15 protein-coding genes are annotated in these 15,484 nt (G+C 73.5%); 3 read left to right on the top strand and 12 right to left on the bottom strand.

Going from position 1 to position 15,484, the window contains the following annotated elements; translation table 11 throughout:
• Positions 1–123 precede the first annotated feature (123 nt).
• Positions 124–930 carry a phytanoyl-CoA dioxygenase family protein gene (locus D7318_RS29775; protein ID WP_120700353.1) on the bottom strand — a complete coding sequence of 269 codons (807 nt, stop codon included), beginning with the start codon at positions 928–930 and terminating at the stop codon, positions 124–126.
• Positions 931–997: 67 nt separating this feature from the next.
• Here D7318_RS29775 and D7318_RS29770 point away from each other — a divergent pair, with 67 nt between their 5' ends.
• Entirely contained in the window at positions 998–1,894 is an 897-nt protein-coding gene (locus D7318_RS29770) for a helix-turn-helix domain-containing protein (protein WP_120700352.1), read from the top strand.
• Positions 1,895–1,913: 19 nt separating this feature from the next.
• On the opposite strand, the gene D7318_RS29765 is transcribed toward D7318_RS29770, so the two are convergent.
• The 6 genes from D7318_RS29765 to D7318_RS29740 are packed head-to-tail and all read right to left on the bottom strand — an operon-like array spanning position 1,914 to position 6,471.
• Positions 1,914–2,633, bottom strand: coding sequence for an urease accessory protein UreD (locus D7318_RS29765; RefSeq protein ID WP_329604655.1), 720 nt, complete (start codon positions 2,631–2,633; stop codon positions 1,914–1,916).
• Between the two features lie 49 nt (positions 2,634–2,682).
• Positions 2,683–3,363, bottom strand: coding sequence for an urease accessory protein UreG (gene ureG / locus D7318_RS29760; protein ID WP_120700350.1), 681 nt, complete (start codon positions 3,361–3,363; stop codon positions 2,683–2,685).
• Positions 3,364–3,375: 12 nt separating this feature from the next.
• A complete protein-coding gene (locus D7318_RS29755; protein ID WP_120700349.1) occupies positions 3,376–4,053 on the bottom strand; it encodes an urease accessory protein UreF in 678 nt (225 codons plus the stop codon).
• A gap of 25 nt (positions 4,054–4,078) precedes the next feature.
• Entirely contained in the window at positions 4,079–5,851 is a 1,773-nt protein-coding gene (locus D7318_RS29750; RefSeq protein ID WP_120700348.1) for an urease subunit alpha, read from the bottom strand.
• Positions 5,844–6,155 carry an urease subunit beta gene (locus tag D7318_RS29745; RefSeq protein WP_120700347.1) on the bottom strand — a complete coding sequence of 104 codons (312 nt, stop codon included), beginning with the start codon at positions 6,153–6,155 and terminating at the stop codon, positions 5,844–5,846. Before D7318_RS29745 ends, D7318_RS29750 begins: the two co-directional genes overlap by 8 nt.
• Before the next feature lie 13 nt (positions 6,156–6,168).
• A complete protein-coding gene (locus D7318_RS29740; protein WP_181727661.1) occupies positions 6,169–6,471 on the bottom strand; it encodes an urease subunit gamma in 303 nt (100 codons plus the stop codon).
• Positions 6,472–6,676: 205 nt separating this feature from the next.
• Between D7318_RS29740 and D7318_RS29735 the strand changes: the two genes are divergently transcribed.
• Complete coding sequence (locus D7318_RS29735; protein ID WP_120700345.1) at positions 6,677–7,699, top strand: aspartate-semialdehyde dehydrogenase; 1,023 nt, start codon at positions 6,677–6,679, stop codon at positions 7,697–7,699.
• A gap of 144 nt (positions 7,700–7,843) precedes the next feature.
• Here the strand turns inward: D7318_RS29735 and D7318_RS29730 are convergent, their stop codons facing one another.
• Positions 7,844–8,914, bottom strand: coding sequence for a S1 family peptidase (locus tag D7318_RS29730; protein WP_120700344.1), 1,071 nt, complete (start codon positions 8,912–8,914; stop codon positions 7,844–7,846).
• 414 nt (positions 8,915–9,328) lie between these two features.
• A complete protein-coding gene (locus D7318_RS29725; protein WP_408055558.1) occupies positions 9,329–10,246 on the bottom strand; it encodes a S1 family peptidase in 918 nt (305 codons plus the stop codon).
• A gap of 370 nt (positions 10,247–10,616) precedes the next feature.
• On the opposite strand from D7318_RS29725, the gene D7318_RS29720 reads away from it, so the two are divergent.
• On the top strand, positions 10,617–11,057 hold the full coding sequence (locus tag D7318_RS29720; RefSeq protein WP_120700342.1) for a cell division protein SepF: 441 nt from the start codon (positions 10,617–10,619) through the stop codon (positions 11,055–11,057).
• A gap of 25 nt (positions 11,058–11,082) precedes the next feature.
• Here D7318_RS29720 and D7318_RS29715 read toward each other — a convergent pair whose 3' ends face one another.
• From D7318_RS29715 to D7318_RS29705, 3 genes are all read right to left on the bottom strand, one after another.
• Positions 11,083–12,270 (bottom strand): hypothetical protein, encoded by a 1,188-nt coding sequence (locus D7318_RS29715; RefSeq protein ID WP_408055557.1) that lies wholly within the window; start codon positions 12,268–12,270, stop codon positions 11,083–11,085.
• Between the two features lie 66 nt (positions 12,271–12,336).
• Entirely contained in the window at positions 12,337–13,545 is a 1,209-nt protein-coding gene (locus tag D7318_RS29710; RefSeq protein ID WP_120700341.1) for an acyl-CoA dehydrogenase family protein, read from the bottom strand.
• Positions 13,546–13,554: 9 nt separating this feature from the next.
• Positions 13,555–15,135, bottom strand: a complete 1,581-nt coding sequence (locus D7318_RS29705; RefSeq protein ID WP_120700340.1) for an MFS transporter — start codon at positions 15,133–15,135, stop codon at positions 13,555–13,557.
• Between the last annotated feature and the right edge of the window lie 349 nt (positions 15,136–15,484).

Genomic DNA, 15,484 nt, shown 5'->3' with positions numbered 1-15,484 from the left:
GCATCGCCATCGACCAGGGACTTCGCTGGTCGATCTGGCGGCGTGCGCATCAGGCAGAGGCACGACGGCACCATTTCCGAAGACGACTACGACTCCAGATGATCAAGATCTAGCCCTGTAGTACTAGTGCGGACCCGTCTCGAACTCCGTGCCGCACGGGCCCGCCCCCTCGCTCTCCGGCAGGGACACCGCGTCCCCGCGCATCGAGAGACACCGGTACCAGTGCCCGATCCGCTCCGTCGACGCCCCCACGTAGTGGCCGATGAACGAGCGGCGGAAGCGGTCGGCCGTCGCGTTGGGCCGCGAGCCGTGCACCAGGCTGCCGTTGAAGAACAGCACGTCCCCCGGCGCCATGTCGACCGGCACCGCCGCCAGCCCGGGCGGCGGCGGCACGTACTCCCGCACGAACGACAGCTCGGGATCCGCCTCCTCAGGGCAGAACAGGTCCATCGCGTGCGTCCCCGGCACCACCTCGAGCCCGCCGTTCGCCCGGTCGATCTCGTCGCACGCGACCCACGCGGCGACGCATGTACCGGGCTCGACGCGCAGATAGAAGTTGTCCTGGTGCAGCGCCTGCCCCCGCGCCCCCGGCGGCTTGAAGTAGAACATGCTCTGCGCCGCCAGCACCTCCTCCCCCAGCAGCCGCTCGAGGATCCGCCGCAGCCGCGCGTCCAGCAGGTACCGCAGCGCCACGTCGTTGATCCGGTGCGGGTGCATCACCCGCGGATAGCTGTGCAGCGGGTCGGCGGGCCCTTCGCTCTCCCGGCCGCGCGGCTCGAAGTGGCCGGGGATCGGCCCCGCCGCGTGCATCGCCATGAACTCCCCGCGCAGCTCCTCGATCTCCGCCGGGGAGAACAGGCCGCGCGCCACCAGGAAGCCCTCGTCCTGGAATTGCCTCACACTGTCGTCGATGGCCGTGTCGGTCGTCATCGAGAACGCCCCTTCCTGCGCCGTCTCCCGCCGACGCTAGGCCCGCCGCATCTCACGTGGGATATCCATGAACGCTGATGACCTCTCCGAGGCTGCTGCCCCGCCCCCCGGCCTTGTCACCGTGGCGTACTTCGACGAACGCCCCGGCTACGCCGTGCGCCGCCCGCGCGGCGCGGACAGCTGGCTGTTCACCTGGACCGCGGCGGGCAGCGGCCTGCTGCGCCAGGGCGACGCCGAGGTCGTCGCGGGGCCAGGCGACCTGGTGGCGCTCGGGCCTGGCGTGCCGCACCGGTACGGGGTGGCCGACGGCGCGGAGCGCTGGGCGTTCTGGTGGGCGCACTGCCAGGCCAGGACCGCGTGGGGCGCGTGGCTGCGGCCGCACCTGGACGGCGGGCGCCTGTACGCCGTGACCCCCGTGCCCGATGCGGTGCGCGCGCGCATCGCCGCGGCGTTCGCCCGCGTGCACGCCGACGCGCGGTGGTCGGGGGACGGCGCGCCACCCGCGCCGGACCCTTCGCCCGAGCCAGGCCGGGTCGCGGTGGCGCACACGGCCGCGGCCAGGGAGCTCGCGCTCGGCGGCCTCGAGGAGGCGGTGCTGCTCGCCGTGTCCACCACGGCGGGCGGCAGGGGCGCGAGCGCGGGCGCGGACCCGCGCGTGCGCCGGGCCGAGGCGCTGATCGCGGCCGACCCGGGCGCCCCGCACACTGTGGAGTCGCTGGCCGCGCAGGTGTCGCTCTCGGCGTCGCGGCTGGCGCACCTGTTCTCCGAACAGCTCGGCCACACCCCGATGCGGGCGCTGCGCGACGCCAGGCTGCGGCACGCCGCCCGGCTGCTGGAGGCCACGGACCTGCCGGTCGCGCGGGTCGCCGCGGCCTCGGGGTTCGCCAGCGCGTTCCACTTCAGCCGCGTCTTCAGGGAGCGCTACGGCGTGCCGCCCGGCGCCTACCGCCGCCGGGTCGGATGACGCGTCACATGAACGCGCGTCAGACGACGCCGAGCGCCGCGGCGCCCCGGTCGAGCAGGCCACGCAGCGCCAACGCGTCGGGCGCCACCGCGGTGACCAGCGCGGCCGGTCCCACCAGCGGCGTGAGCACCGCCGTCGCGCCCAACGCCAGCGGCTCGGCGGGCTTCTCGGCCAGCGCCGGGTCCACCACGAGCAGCTGACCCACCGCCCGGTGGCCGCCGATGACCGCGCCGCCGTCCCAGCCGGGGGCGCCAGGACCACAGGCCAGCTCCTGGTCGAGCAACGCGCGCCCCCCGTGCGCGACCACCAGGCGCGTGGTCAGGGAGCCAGGCTCCTCCCCGGCGCGGCCGAGCACCTGCTGCTCGCGCAGCACCAGCCGGGCGGTGGCGGCCAGGGTGACCCGGGTGGTCATGCGCAGGGCGCTGCCGCGCACGGAGATCACGGGCTCGGGCAGCCAGCGCAGCTCGCCACCCTCGCCGACGGTCAGCTCCGTGTCATAGGTGGCGGGCTCCCGCGCGCCCTGCCCGGGGAGGGCGAGCGTGGCGGCGGCCGAGGTGACGGACAGCGCGGCGCCCGGCTCCACCACGGCGGTCAGCCGCAGGGAGTCCCCGGTCAGCGGAACGCTCATGGCGCCGACGACGGTCACCTGCGCGCGCCCCGGCTCGCCCCGCGTGCGGCGCAACGCCAGCGCGCCCTCCCCGCGCAGCACCGGCAACGCGCCCCCGGGGGCCGCCGTCACGCGGGCGTGCGCACTGACCCGCGCGCCCCCGTTCACGCGAAGCCCCCGTTCACGCGACGGCGCGCCAGGCGGCGAGGCGTTCGCCCACCCAGTCGGCCACGGGGCGCACGCCGTCCGGCGCGCGGAGCGAGGTGAACGCCACGGGCAGGTCGCCGCGTTGGGCCTTGGCGTCGCGGGCCATGGCCTCCAGGTCGGAGCCGACGTGCGGGGCGAGGTCGGTCTTGTTGACCACCAGCAGGTCGGCGGCGGTGATGCCGGGGCCGCCCTTGCGGGGGATGTCGTCGCCCGCGGCCACGTCGATGACGAAGATCTGCGCGTCGACCAGGCCAGAGGAGAAGGTGGCCGTGAGGTTGTCGCCGCCCGACTCGACCAGGATCAGGTCGAGCGGCCCCGTGGTGCGTTCGAGCTCCTCGACCGCCTCCAGGTTGGCGGAGATGTCGTCCCTGATCGCGGTGTGCGGGCAGGCCCCGGTCTCCACCGCGGTGATGCGCTCGGCGGGCAGCACGGCGTTGCGCAGCAGGAACTCCGCGTCCTCGCGCGTGTAGATGTCGTTGGTGACCACGGCGATCGACAGCCGGTCGCGCAGGGTGGCGCACAGCGCGGCGACCGTCGCGGTCTTGCCCGAGCCGACGGGCCCGCCGAGGCCGACGCGCAGGGCGCGGCGCGTGCCGTCGTCGCGCAGTCGGCTCGTGTGGCGCGGGGGGTAGGTCTCGCGGTGGTCCAGGTGCATGGCGGGGTCCCTTCAGGAGGCGAACAGGCGCACGGGCCTGGCCGCGTGCGCCTCGGCTGCGATGTCGAGGAGGGGCGCCGAGGCGGCGGGCAGGGCGTCGGTGCCGCGCGCGGCGGCGTCATCGGCCGCCGCCGTGGCCAGGTCGGCGACGCGGTCGAGGTCACCGGCGAGCCGCGCGGTGACGGCGGTGGCGTCGAACGGGTCGAGCCCGAGCAGCCGAACGGTCGCGGTGGTGGGGCCGCCGACCGACTCGTAGGCGGCGGCCAGCGCGGCGTCGCGCGGCGCGAGCCCGGCGGCGCGCGCGGCGAGCCCGAGCACGACGGGCTGGTGCAGGCCCCCTGGGTGGTCACGCGCCACGGCGTCGAGCTCGGGGGCGGGCCACGTGGCGCGGGCGGCGCGCAGCAGCTGCCTGCCGAGCCGGCGCGCGGTGGCGCGCAGGGCGGGCGAGGGCGTGCGGGCATCGGCGGCGGCGTCCAGCGCGCCGGGGGGCACCGCCCCGGCGCACGCCGCCGCGGCGAGCGCGGCCGCGGTGAGCCCGGCGGTGTGCAGCCGCCCCCGGCAGAACGCCGCGAGCGTCTCGGGGCCCGTGATGCGCCCGGCGCGCACCGCCTCCTCCGCGCCCCCGGAGTGGGCGTGCGCGCCCGCGGGGAACCGGCCGTCCGCGAGGAGCAGCAGCGCCGCGGCAGTCATCGAAGACCCATGGAGCACACGCCCCTCAGAAGAGGAAGTAGCGCTGGGCCAGGGGAAGTTCGGCGGCGGGCTCGGGCACGATCGGCTCGCCGTCGACGGTCACGGTGAAGCTGTCGGGGTCCACGGTGACCCGGGGGCACGCGTCGTTGAGCCGCATGTCCGCCTTGGTCACGCCGCGCGTGGACGCGATCGCCGCGAACCGTTTCCCCAAACCCAGCCGCTCCGGCAGCCCGTCGTCGAGGGCGAGCGGCGCGACGAAGTTGACAGAGTTCGCGGCCGGGGCCCGCCCGATCGCCCCGAACATCGGCCGCGGCATCACCGGCTGCGGCGTCGGGATGGAGGCGTTGGCGTCGCCCATCTGCGCGTAGGCGATGTGCCCGCCCTTGAGTACGAGCAGCGGCTTCACCCCGAAGAACGCGGGCTGCCACAGCACCAGGTCGGCCAGCTTCCCCGGCTCGACCGAGCCGATCTCGCCCGCCATGCCCTGGGCGAGCGCGGGGTTGATCGTGTATTTGGCGACATAACGACGGGCCCTGACGTTGTCCGCCGCCCCGTCGCCTGGCAGCGCGCCCCTGCGCCGCTTCATCACGTGCGCCGTCTGCCAGGTGCGGATGATGACCTCGCCCACGCGGCCCATGGCCTGCGAGTCGGACGAGATGATCGAGATGGCGCCCAGGTCGTGCAGCACGTCCTCGGCGGCGATCGTCGACGGCCTGATGCGGGACTCGGCGAACGCCAGGTCCTCGGGAACGGCCGGGTTGAGGTGGTGGCACACCATCAGCATGTCGAGGTGCTCCTCGACGGTGTTGACGGTGTGCGGCCTGGTGGGATTGGTCGAGCTCGGCAGGATGTGCGGCTCGGAGACCACGGTGATGATGTCGGGCGCGTGCCCGCCGCCCGCGCCCTCGGTGTGGTATGCGTGGATCGTCCGGCCCCCGATGGCGGCCAGGGTGTCGGCGACGAAGCCCGCCTCGTTGAGCGTGTCCGTGTGGATCGCCACCTGCGCGCCGGTCTCGTCGCACACCGTCAGGCACGCGTCGATCGCGGCCGGGGTCGAGCCCCAGTCCTCGTGGAGCTTCAGGCCCACGGCGCCGCCGCGCAGCTGGCTGAGCAGCGCCTCGCGGGAGACGGTGTTGCCCTTGCCGAGCAGGCCGATGTTGACCGGGCTGCCGTCGAGCGCCTCGAGCATCCGCGCCAGGTGCCAGGGCCCCGGCGAGACCGTGGTGGCCTTGGTGCCCTCGGCCGGGCCCGTTCCGCCGCCGACGAGCGTGGTGATCCCGCTGGCCAGCGCCTCGTCGACGATGCCTGGGGTGATGAAGTGCACATGGGCGTCGACGCCGCCCGCGGTGAGGATCCGGCCGTTCCCCGCGATGATCTCGGTCTCGGGCCCGATCACCAGGTCGGGGTGGACGCCGTCCATCGTGTCGGGGTTCCCCGCCTTGCCCAACGCCGTGATCCGCCCGTCGCGGATGCCGACGTCGGCCTTGACCACCCCGGTGTGGTCGAGCACGACGGCCCCGGTGATGACGGTGTCGGGCGCGCCGTCGGCGCGCGTGGCGACGGACTGGCCCATCGACTCGCGGATCACCTTGCCGCCGCCGAACACCGCCTCGTTCCCGGCGAGCCCGGGGCCGCCCGCGAGGTCCCGCTCGATCTCGATCAGCAGGTCCGTGTCGCCGAGCCGCACCCGGTCGCCCGTGGTGGGCCCGTAGAGGTCGGCGTAACGCGCCCGGCTGAGCCGCGCGCCGCCCCCTTCCGCCACGCCGCGCCCGCTCTCGTGTCCCGTCCGCTCAGTCATCGAGCGCTCCCCCCGTCTCCCCGCGCAGCCCTGGGACGACCCGGCGCCCAGCCAAGGGCACGAGGCCGACCTCGACCGGCACCCCGGGCTCGAAGCGCACGGCCGTGCCCGCCGGGACGGCGAGCCGCCTGCCGTGCGCCGCCGCGCGGTCGAAGTCGAGGCCCGGATTGGCCTCGGCGAAGTGGTAGTGCGAGCCGACCTGCACGGGGCGGTCGGCGGTGTTGACCACGGTCAGCCTCACCACGGGCGCGCCCTCGTTGAGCGGCACGGGGTCGGCGGCGAACAGGATCTCTCCGGGAATCACGGGCGCTGCCCCCTCAGGCGATCGGCTCGTGGACGGTGACCAGCTTGGTGCCGTCGGGAAAGGTCGCCTCGACCTGGACGTCAGGGATCATCTCGGGGACCCCCTCCATCACGTCGGCGCGGGCCAGGACGCGGCGGCCCGAGTCCATCAGCTCGGCGACGGTGCGCCCGTCGCGGGCGCCCTCGAGGACATGGGCGGTGATGACGGCCACCGCCTCGGGGTGGTTGAGCCTCAGCCCGCGGGCGCGCCGTCGGGTGGCCACGTCGGCCGCCACATGGATCAGCAGTCGCTCCTGCTCGCGCGGGGTCAGTTGCACGCGTTCCCACCTCACCGTCTCCGTTGCGAAGCCGCCGGTGCTGACGCTAGTTCGCACGCGTTACGGCGGCGTTACTTTCATTCAGAAGTATCAACGCCCGACGGCTCACCGAGTGTGACCGGCGTCAAAGAATTGGCCGTCGTTGGGCCGGACGGTGCAGGGTAGGAGCAGCGACGTCAGGGACGCAGCGGACGTGAGGAGCCTCATGAAGATCGGGATCGTCGGGGCCACCGGGCAGGTCGGTGGCGTGATGCGGCAGGTGCTGGCCGAGCGGAAGTTCCCGGTCGACCAGCTGCGTCTGTTCGCCTCGGCCAGGTCGGCGGGCAGCACGCTGCCGTGGCAGGACGGCGTCGTCACGGTCGAGGACGCGGCCACGGCCGACTACGCGGGCCTTGACGTCGTGCTGTTCTCGGCGGGCAAGGGCACCTCACGCGCGCTGGCCGAGAAGGTGGCCGCGGCCGGGGCCGTCGTGATCGACAACTCATCGGCGTGGCGCATGGACCCCGAGGTCCCGCTCGTGGTCTCCGAGGTCAACCCCCATGCCGTGGCCCAGCGCCCCAAGGGCATCATCGCCAACCCCAACTGCACCACCATGGCCGCCATGCCCGTGCTCCGCCCGCTGCACGCCGAGGCCGGTCTCGAGGCCCTGGTGGTCGCGACGTACCAGGCGGTCTCGGGCAGCGGCCTGGCCGGCGTCGCCGAGCTCGACCGGCAGGCCAGGGCGGCGGTGCGGCAGGACGTCGCGCGGCTGGCGTTCGACGGCACGGCCGTGGACCTCCCGGCGCCCGAGGTCTACGCCGGACCCATCGCGTTCAACGTCCTCCCGCTCGCGGGATCGCTCCAGGACGACGGCTCGGACGAGACCGACGAGGAGCAGAAGCTGCGGAACGAGAGCCGCAAGATCCTGGAGATCCCCGGGCTCGCCGTCTCCGGCACCTGCGTCAGGGTCCCCGTCTTCACCGGGCACTCACTCCAGATCAACGCCCGCTTCGAGCGCGAGCTGACCCCCGAGCGGGCCAGGGAGCTGCTCGCGGACGCCGAGGGCGTGCGGCTCTCCGACATCCCCACCCCGCTCGAGGCCGCGGGCCGTGACGACAGCTATGTCGGCCGCGTCCGCCGCGACGAGACGGCGGAGCACGGTCTGGCCCTGTTCGTCTCCAACGACAACCTCCGCAAGGGCGCGGCCCTCAACACCGTGCAGATCGCCGAGCTGATCGCCGCCGAGTGACGGCGCGCGCCGAGTGACAGGGCGCGACGGGGGCGACGCGACGGGGGCGGGACGGCGATCGCCGTCCCGCCCCCGCTTCACGCGTGGTGCGGTGCTTCCCCGAGCGCTTCAGGCGCTACCCGGGCCGCCGCCCTGACGTCATCGTCAGGGGAGCGACGCGCCCGTGGCCGCCAGGGCGTCCACGACCGGGTAGAAGAACGTCACGCCGCCGAAGGAGCAGTTGCCGCTGCCGCCCGAGGTGATGCCGAGGGCGGTGCTGCCCGCGAAGAGCGAGCCGCCGCTGTCGCCGGGCTCGGCGCACACGGTCGTCTCGATCGTGCCGTGCACGGTGCCCTGCGGGTAGCTGACGCTGACGTCGGTGCCGGTGACCTCGCCGCCGTGCAGCCCGGTGGTGCTGCCGCTGCGCTCGACCTGCTGGCCGACCGTCGCCTCGCCCGCGCCGGAGATGGCCGTGGTCGTGCCGTCGTAACGGTTGACCACGCTGGGGTTGTCGACGCTGGCGGTGTACTCCACCAGCGCGTAGTCGCCGCCCGGGAACTCGCCCGCGGTCAACGTGCCGATCGCGCCGCCGCCGGACGAGTCCGACCACGTGCTGCCGACCGAGCCACAGTGACCCGCGGTCAGGAACGCCGGGGCGCCCCCGACCGAGACGTTGAAGCCGAGCGAGCAGCGGGCGCCCGACGAGTAGATCGCGTCGCCGCCGGCGATGTACGGCTCGTACGCGCCGGCGCGCTGCTCGAAGGTCGCCGCGCTGCCCAGCGCCTCGACCGCGTCACGGACCTCGGCGAGCTCGCCGCCGGTGACCGTGCTGTCGACCGTCACCTTGACGGTGTTGGTCAGTGGGTCGGCCGTCCACGAGGTGCCGGGGACGGCGAACTCCTCGACCTGCGCCTTGACTTCGTTCAGCTCGGCCAGGCTCCGCTCCACGAGCCTCGCCTCGGCGCCCGCCTCCTGGACGACGGAGACCGCGGACTCGTCCACGACGTTGACCACGAGGGTGCCCGTGGCGTCGTCGAAGTACGTGCCCGCGCCCTCGGCGCCCAGCGTGTCGGTCAGGGTGGTCGCCAGCTCCCCGGCCTGGACCGAGGTGAGGACATCGGGTGTGGGGGTGGGGGCGGCGTTCGCCTGCGAGACGGCGAACGTGCCTGCGAGCAGGGCGGCGACTCCGGTGGCTGCGGCCGCGAGGCGCCGATATGAGGTACGTCGGTGTGTCACGCTCGTTTCCTCCTGTGGGGGTTGGAGCCCTGTGGCTCCGGAGAGAGCATGGAGATGAGCCAGTTGGGGACCGGCCGCGTCCATGCCAAGCGGTGCAGGCGAGTATTCCCAGCCCACCCGGGTTCGCGCAAGACCGAGTTCTTGCCCCAGACATACGAACACACAAGTTGGGGTTATGCGCGTAAACCATCCAGAAGACTTCGGGTTTTCCTGCCGGGAGTCCACAGGGCGGCGATCCCCGCGCCGGGCGAGTTCACGTCTTGAGGCGTCCGGGCCCGGAGGCGCTCAGGTCCGTACCTGACCGAAAACGCCCTTCGCCCGGGGACCGCCCAGGCAAAAGCCCCCACCCGCGGTGACGGGTGGGGGCGGATGGAACTGATGGGGCGCCAGGGATGGAGGCACCCCGGGGGCGCGTCAGAGCACGCGCACGCCGTAGGCGTTCGCCGCCTCGACGATGGGCTGGTAGAACGTCGTGCCACCGAACGAGCAGTTGCCGCTGCCGCCGGAGGTCAGGCCGAGGCCGACGCTGCCCGAGAAGAACGGGCCACCGCTGTCGCCGGGCTCGGCGCAGGCGTTGGTCCTGGTCAGGCCGGAGACGATGTCGCCGCCGCCGTAGTTGACCGTCTGGTTGAGGGCCTGCACGGTGCCGCTGCGCAGACCGGTCGTGCTGCCGCTGCGCTGCACGGACTGGCCGACGGTCGCGTTGGCGAAGCTGGTGATGTCACGCGTGGAGCCGTTGTAGAGGTTCACCACGCCAGGGCGGGAGACCGAGCTGTCGTAACGCACGATCCCGTAGTCGTTCCCGGGGAAGCTGGAGCCGGTCGTCGGGCCGATGTACGTGCTCAGCGACGAGTTGGTGTACCAGTCGGGGAAGCCATCGGTGCAGTGGCCCGCGGTGATGAAGAAGTCGCTGCTGCCGTTCGTCACATTGAACCCGGCGGAACAGCGCCAGCCCGCGTCGGCGTAGATGGCGTCGCCGCCCGCGAGGAACCGCTGCAACGTGCCGTCGAGCCGCTCGATCGTCAGCGCGTCGGCCAGGCCGGCGGCGCTCGCCTCGATCTGCGCGATCTCGGCCTCCGTCACGGTCTCGTCGACCGACACGACGACGCTGTTGGTCGCCTTGTCGATACCCCACGCGGTACCGCCGATGTCCGCCGTGAGCACCGCGTCGCTCACGGTCGACAGCTGGGCCGTGCTGAACGTCTGGACGGGCTCCGCCTGGGCGGAGGTCGGCAGGACGAACGCCGCGATGGCCACAAGACCTGAGGCGGCGGCGGTCAGCCCGAGGCGTCGGGAGAAGCGTCTGTGGGGGTTGGTGCGCTTCATACTCACTCTTCTTTCCTCCATAAGGAACGGGGTCCGTTGGGTAGCGGACCCGTGAGGCGTGGCCCGAGGCACCCGTTGTCGGCATGCCCCTGACAAGCGCTGCCCGGAATCCTGTCCTCCGTCAGGCCCGTTGCCAAGAACACCTTTCGGCCACTGCGCGCCACGGGGCGTGTCACCCGGATGGCGGGGCGTGCGCAACTTACTCTCCGTCAGCGCCCGGATACCACAACGCCCCTGATGGAAGGGCACATCGTATGCACCAGAACCGTTACGAAACCCGGTAAGAGCGGCTATCCACTTGGCGCATTGTCGGCGTCATGGTCGACCATAGAGGCGCGAACGGGGTATGGACCGCGTGAGCAGAGAGGAGGCGTCCATGGGATCGGTACGGAGGGCGAGTGCCTGGCTGGGCCTCGTCGACGACCGCGACATGCGTGACTACGACGATGAGTACGCCGAGGGTCCCGAGCCCGGTGAAGGCGCCGCGGCGTGGACCACCGACCCCCGGCTGCGGCTGGCCACCGAGTCCGCCGACGAGCAGGGCGGACGGATCGCCACGGTCACCCCGGGAAGCTTCAAGGACGCCCGCCGGATCGGCGAGCTGTTCCGTGACGGCATCCCGGTCGTCATCAACCTCACGGCGCTCGAGGGCGCCGACGCCAAGCGCGTGGTGGACTTCGCCGCGGGCCTCATCTTCGGGCTGCGCGGCGACATCGAGCGCGTGGCCACCCGGGTCTTCCTGCTGACCCCCGCCGACTACCAGGTGGTGACCGGCGACCGCCATTCCTCAGAGGGCGGCTTCTACAACCAGAGCTGACCGGGCCCGGGGCCCGCCCTTCCCGTCAGGGAGGCCCCGAGCCGGTCAGCCACAGGGCGCCGTACACCGAGGCGCCGACCGCCGCCACGCCCACCGTGACCGCGGCGGCGGGCCGACGCGCCCCGGCCAACGCCACCGCGGCGGGCAGCAACAGGGGGAACGCCGGAAGCAGCAGCCGGGGCTTCGACCCGAAGTACCCGGCGGCACAGACCGCGAGCAGCACCAGCACGGCCGTGTAGACGAGCAGGGGCAGCGGCGGGCGCAGCCGCACGAGCAGCAGGCAGACCCAGGCGAGCAACGCCACCCCCGCGCACAGCCCGACCCCCGCCAGGGGTGCACCGTCCGTGAACTTCTCGGCGATGAACCGGGCGAACCCAAGACCCCCGTCGAAGCCGTTCCCCCAGCCCCCCTGCACGTCGAGATAGCCGAGCGGCTGGCCGGATCTCGCCCCCACCCACAGCACATAAGCGGCCCAGCCGGACGGCGCGAGCACCACCGCCCACAGCGGCCCCAACGGTATCCGGCGCCGCTCCGGGTCGCCGAGCCGGTCCACCACCGCCGCCGCCGCGATGGCCGCCGCCACCGCGAGCCCGGCCGGGCGGCTGAGACCCGAGGCCGCCGACAGCACGCCCGCCGCCACCCACCGGCCCGTCAGCAGCGCGTACAGCGCCCAGGCGGCGAGCGCCGTGAACAGCGACTCGGTGTACGCCATCGACTGCACGATCCCGACCGGCACCGCCGCCCACAGCAGCGCGAGCAGTGTCCCGGCCCTGCGGCCGTGCAGCAGCTCCCCGAGGGCGAACAGGCCCGCCGCCGCGGCCAACGAGGCGACCGCGCTGACCACCAGGCCCGCCTCGCCCGCCGAGAGCGGCGAGACCGCGGAGACCGCCCGCTCCAGCCAGGGCAGCAGCGGGAAGAACGCCAGGTCCGAGTGGACCCCGCCGTCCTCGGCCACCACCGTGCGGCCATAGCCGTGCTCGGCGATGCTGGCGTACCACACGGAATCCCAGCGCCCGGAGAGCAGATGGAGCGCGTCCTTCCGCTCGTCACCGTCCCACAGCGCGAGGACGACGACCCCGAGCAGCCGGATCGCCGCGAACCCGAGCAGCGCGGGCCCGGCTCTCCGGGTGAACGCCACCAGCACCGGGAGCCCGAGCCGGCCCCCCGGTCCCTGGGCTCGGGAGGGCACGTCCGGTCCGGCGAGGTCGGTCACGCCCCTGATTATTCGCGATGCCCGAAGGCCGCGCGGACCAGGGGCGGCCGACGCCGTCTCCGGTCATCAGCCGCGGAACGCGTCGAGGCCGGTGAGCGCCTTCCCCAGCACCAGCTGATGCATCTCGCTCGTGCCCTCGTAGGTGAGCACCGACTCCAGGTTCGCCATGTGCCGCATCACCGGGTACGCGAACGAGATCCCGTTCGCCCCGAGGATCGTGCGGGCCGTGCGGCAGATCTCCAGCGCCTCCCTCACGTTGTTCAGCTTGCCGAGGCTGACCTGCTCGGGCCGCAGCCGCCCGGCGTCGAGCCGCCGCCCCAGGTGCCAGGCGAGCAGCAGCCCCTTGTGCAGCTCGACCGCCATGTCGGCGAGCTTCGCCTGGGTCAGCTGGAAGCCCGCGATCGGCCTGCCGAACTGCTCGCGGGTCCCGGCGTACTCCAGAGCGGCGTCGAAGCAGCTGCGGGCCGCGCCCATCGCGCCCCACACGATGCCGTAACGCGCATAGCTCAGGCAGGCCAGCGGCGCGCGCAGCCCGGTGCCGCCCGGCAGCGCGGCGTCGGCGGGCAGCCGCACCCCGTCGAGCACCAACTCGCTCGTGACCGAGGCGCGCAGCGACCCCTTGTGCGCGACCGGGATCGCCGTGAACCCCGGGCTGTCCGCGGGGACGAGGAAGCCCTGGATGCCGTCGTCGGTGCGGGCCCATATCACCGCCACGTCGGCCACCGAGCCGTTGGTGATCCACATCTTCCGCCCGGTCAACACCCAGTCGCCGCCGTCCCGTACCGCGCCCGTGCGCATCCCCGCCGGGTCGGAGCCGTGGTCGGGCTCGGTCAGCCCGAAGCAGCCGATGGCCTCGCCCGCGGCCATCACCGGCAGCCAGCGCCGCTTCTGCTCCTCGGAGCCGAAGCGGTGGATCGCGTACATCGCCAGGGAGCCCTGCACCGAGACCAGGGAGCGGATCCCGGAGTCCACCGCCTCGAGCTCCAGGCACACCAGCCCGTACTGCACGGCCGACGCGCCCGCGCAGCCATGGCCGTCGAGCGTCATGCCGAGCGCGCCCAGGGAGCCCAACTCCCTGGCCAGCTCGCGCACCTCGGGCACCTCGCCGCGCTCGAACCACTCCGCGACGTGCGGGGCCACCCGCTTCGCGGCCCACTCACGCACGGTGCGCCGTATGTCCAGGTCCGCCTCGTCGAGCAGCTCGTCGAGGCCGAGCGGGTCGGCGGGGTCGAAGGGCGGCCTTGACGGCCGGCGCGGGGGCGTGTCGGATGCCATGACGCAATGTTACCGATGGGTAACCGGGCTGGGCAAGAGCGTTCGCCCCTCCTCCGCGGGGCGCGCGGTGCACCGGACCAGCGCGCGCGGCAGCCGAAGCGCCGCCACCGCGCCGACCACCAGCATCAACGCGCTGACCAGCAGCGTCACATGCATCCCCCGGACGAACGCCTCACGCGCCGCCTCCTGGAGCGCCTCCCCCCGCTCCCCGCCGAGCCGGGCCGCGACCGTGTGCGCGCCCCCGAGCGAGCGCCCCGCCTCCTCGGCGTCGGCCCGCTCGACCCCGGCGACGTCGCGCATGCCCGAGGCGTACACCGCGTTCATCACGCTCCCCAGCAGCGCGATCCCGATGCCCCCGCCGAACTGGTACGCCGTCTCCCCGATCGCCGCCGCTCCCCCGGCCTCCGCCACCGGGACGTCGCCCAGCATCGACTCGTACGACGCGAACAGCGTGGTCTCGAGACCGAAGCCGAGCAGCACGAAGCCGAGCGCCATCAGCACGGGCCGGTCCGTCGCGCCCAGGGGCGTCAGCAGCAGCACCGCCACGGCCGTCAGCCCGAAGCCCGTGGCGACCATCACGCGAGGGCCGAGCCGGTGCAGCAGCCAACTCCCCGCGAGGCCCGCCGCTATCGCGGCCACGCTCAGCGGAAGCAGCCGCAGCCCGGTCTCCAACGGGGAGAGCCCGAGCACCAGTTGCAGATACTGCGCCGCGACGAGCGCCAGGCCCACCAGCGCGAGCACCGTCAGCACGATGCACCCCACCGACGTCCCGAACGCGGGCCTGGCGAACGCCGACAGGTCGATCAGCGAATCGGGCCGCGTCCGCTGCCTGCGCACGAACAGCGCGAGCAGCGCCACCCCGAGACCGGCCGCGAACGCCGTCCCCGGCGTGAACATGTCGCCGCCACCCGACCGTTTCACCGCCAGGATCGCCGAGAAGAGGCCCACGGCGGCCAGCAGGGCGCCCGCCACGTCCCAGGGGCCCGAGCGGTCCCCCGTGGACTCGGGCAGCAGCGCGGCGCCGACCGGCAGGCAGACCGCCATCAGCGGGATGTTGACGAGGAAGACCGAGCCCCACCAGAAGTGTTCGAGCAGCACCCCGCCCACCAGCGGGCCCATCGCCGCGCCGACGGCGGCGACCGCGCTCCAGATGCCGATGGCCAGGGCCCGTTCGCGCCGGTCGGGGAAGACATGCCGCAGGATCGAGAGCGTGGCCGGCATGATCATGGCCCCGCCCACGCCCTGCAACGCCCGTGCCAGGACGAGGATCTCGGGCCCCGGGGCATACGCGGCGAGCGCGGAGGCCACGCCGAAGCAGGCGTAGCCGAGCAGCAGGACCCTGCGGCGCCCGACGCGGTCGCCGAGCGTGCCGAAGAGGATCAACAGGGCGGCGCACACCAGGGGGTAGCTGTCGACGATCCAGAGGAGCTCGACGCCCGAGGGCCGCAACTCCTCGCTCACGGCGGGCACGGCCACGTGCAGAACGGTGGCGTCGACGGCGACCAGCAGCAGGCTCGCGCAGAGCACGGCGAGCACCGTCCAGCGGCTTCGGTCGGCGGTGGGGGTTCCGGGGTGGGGCGGCCCGGACATCAACGCACCTCCTGTGTCGCGCCGTTCCTCGTCGTCGCCACCACGGGGGAATCCCGGCGGTGGCGGTCACCGGGCGTGGTGTCGGGGCAGATGGGCACACAGACTACGGCAGCCCACGTGCCGCCCCGCCCGGCCCGGTGACCCCCGAGGCCCGTCGGCGCCCCACACGAGCGCCGCACGTCGTTCACCTACGGATTTGCCACGGCGACGCGGACGGTGGGACCGTGACGTGACCGCCCGGCCGACATATGAGGAGTCCGGGGAATTCCTAAAGCCGGGAAATATGATGGCGGAAAATATTTGCCCAACATCACATCGCCATTACGAAGGCGGGCCACGGCAGGAAGCT

Origin of the sequence: Streptomyces radicis (assembly GCF_003626575.1) — a bacterium.
Lineage (GTDB): Bacteria > Actinomycetota > Actinomycetes > Streptomycetales > Streptomycetaceae > Streptomyces > Streptomyces radicis.
The sequence above is the reverse complement of the archived record's forward strand: the minus strand, read 5'-3'. Positions and strand labels throughout refer to the sequence as shown.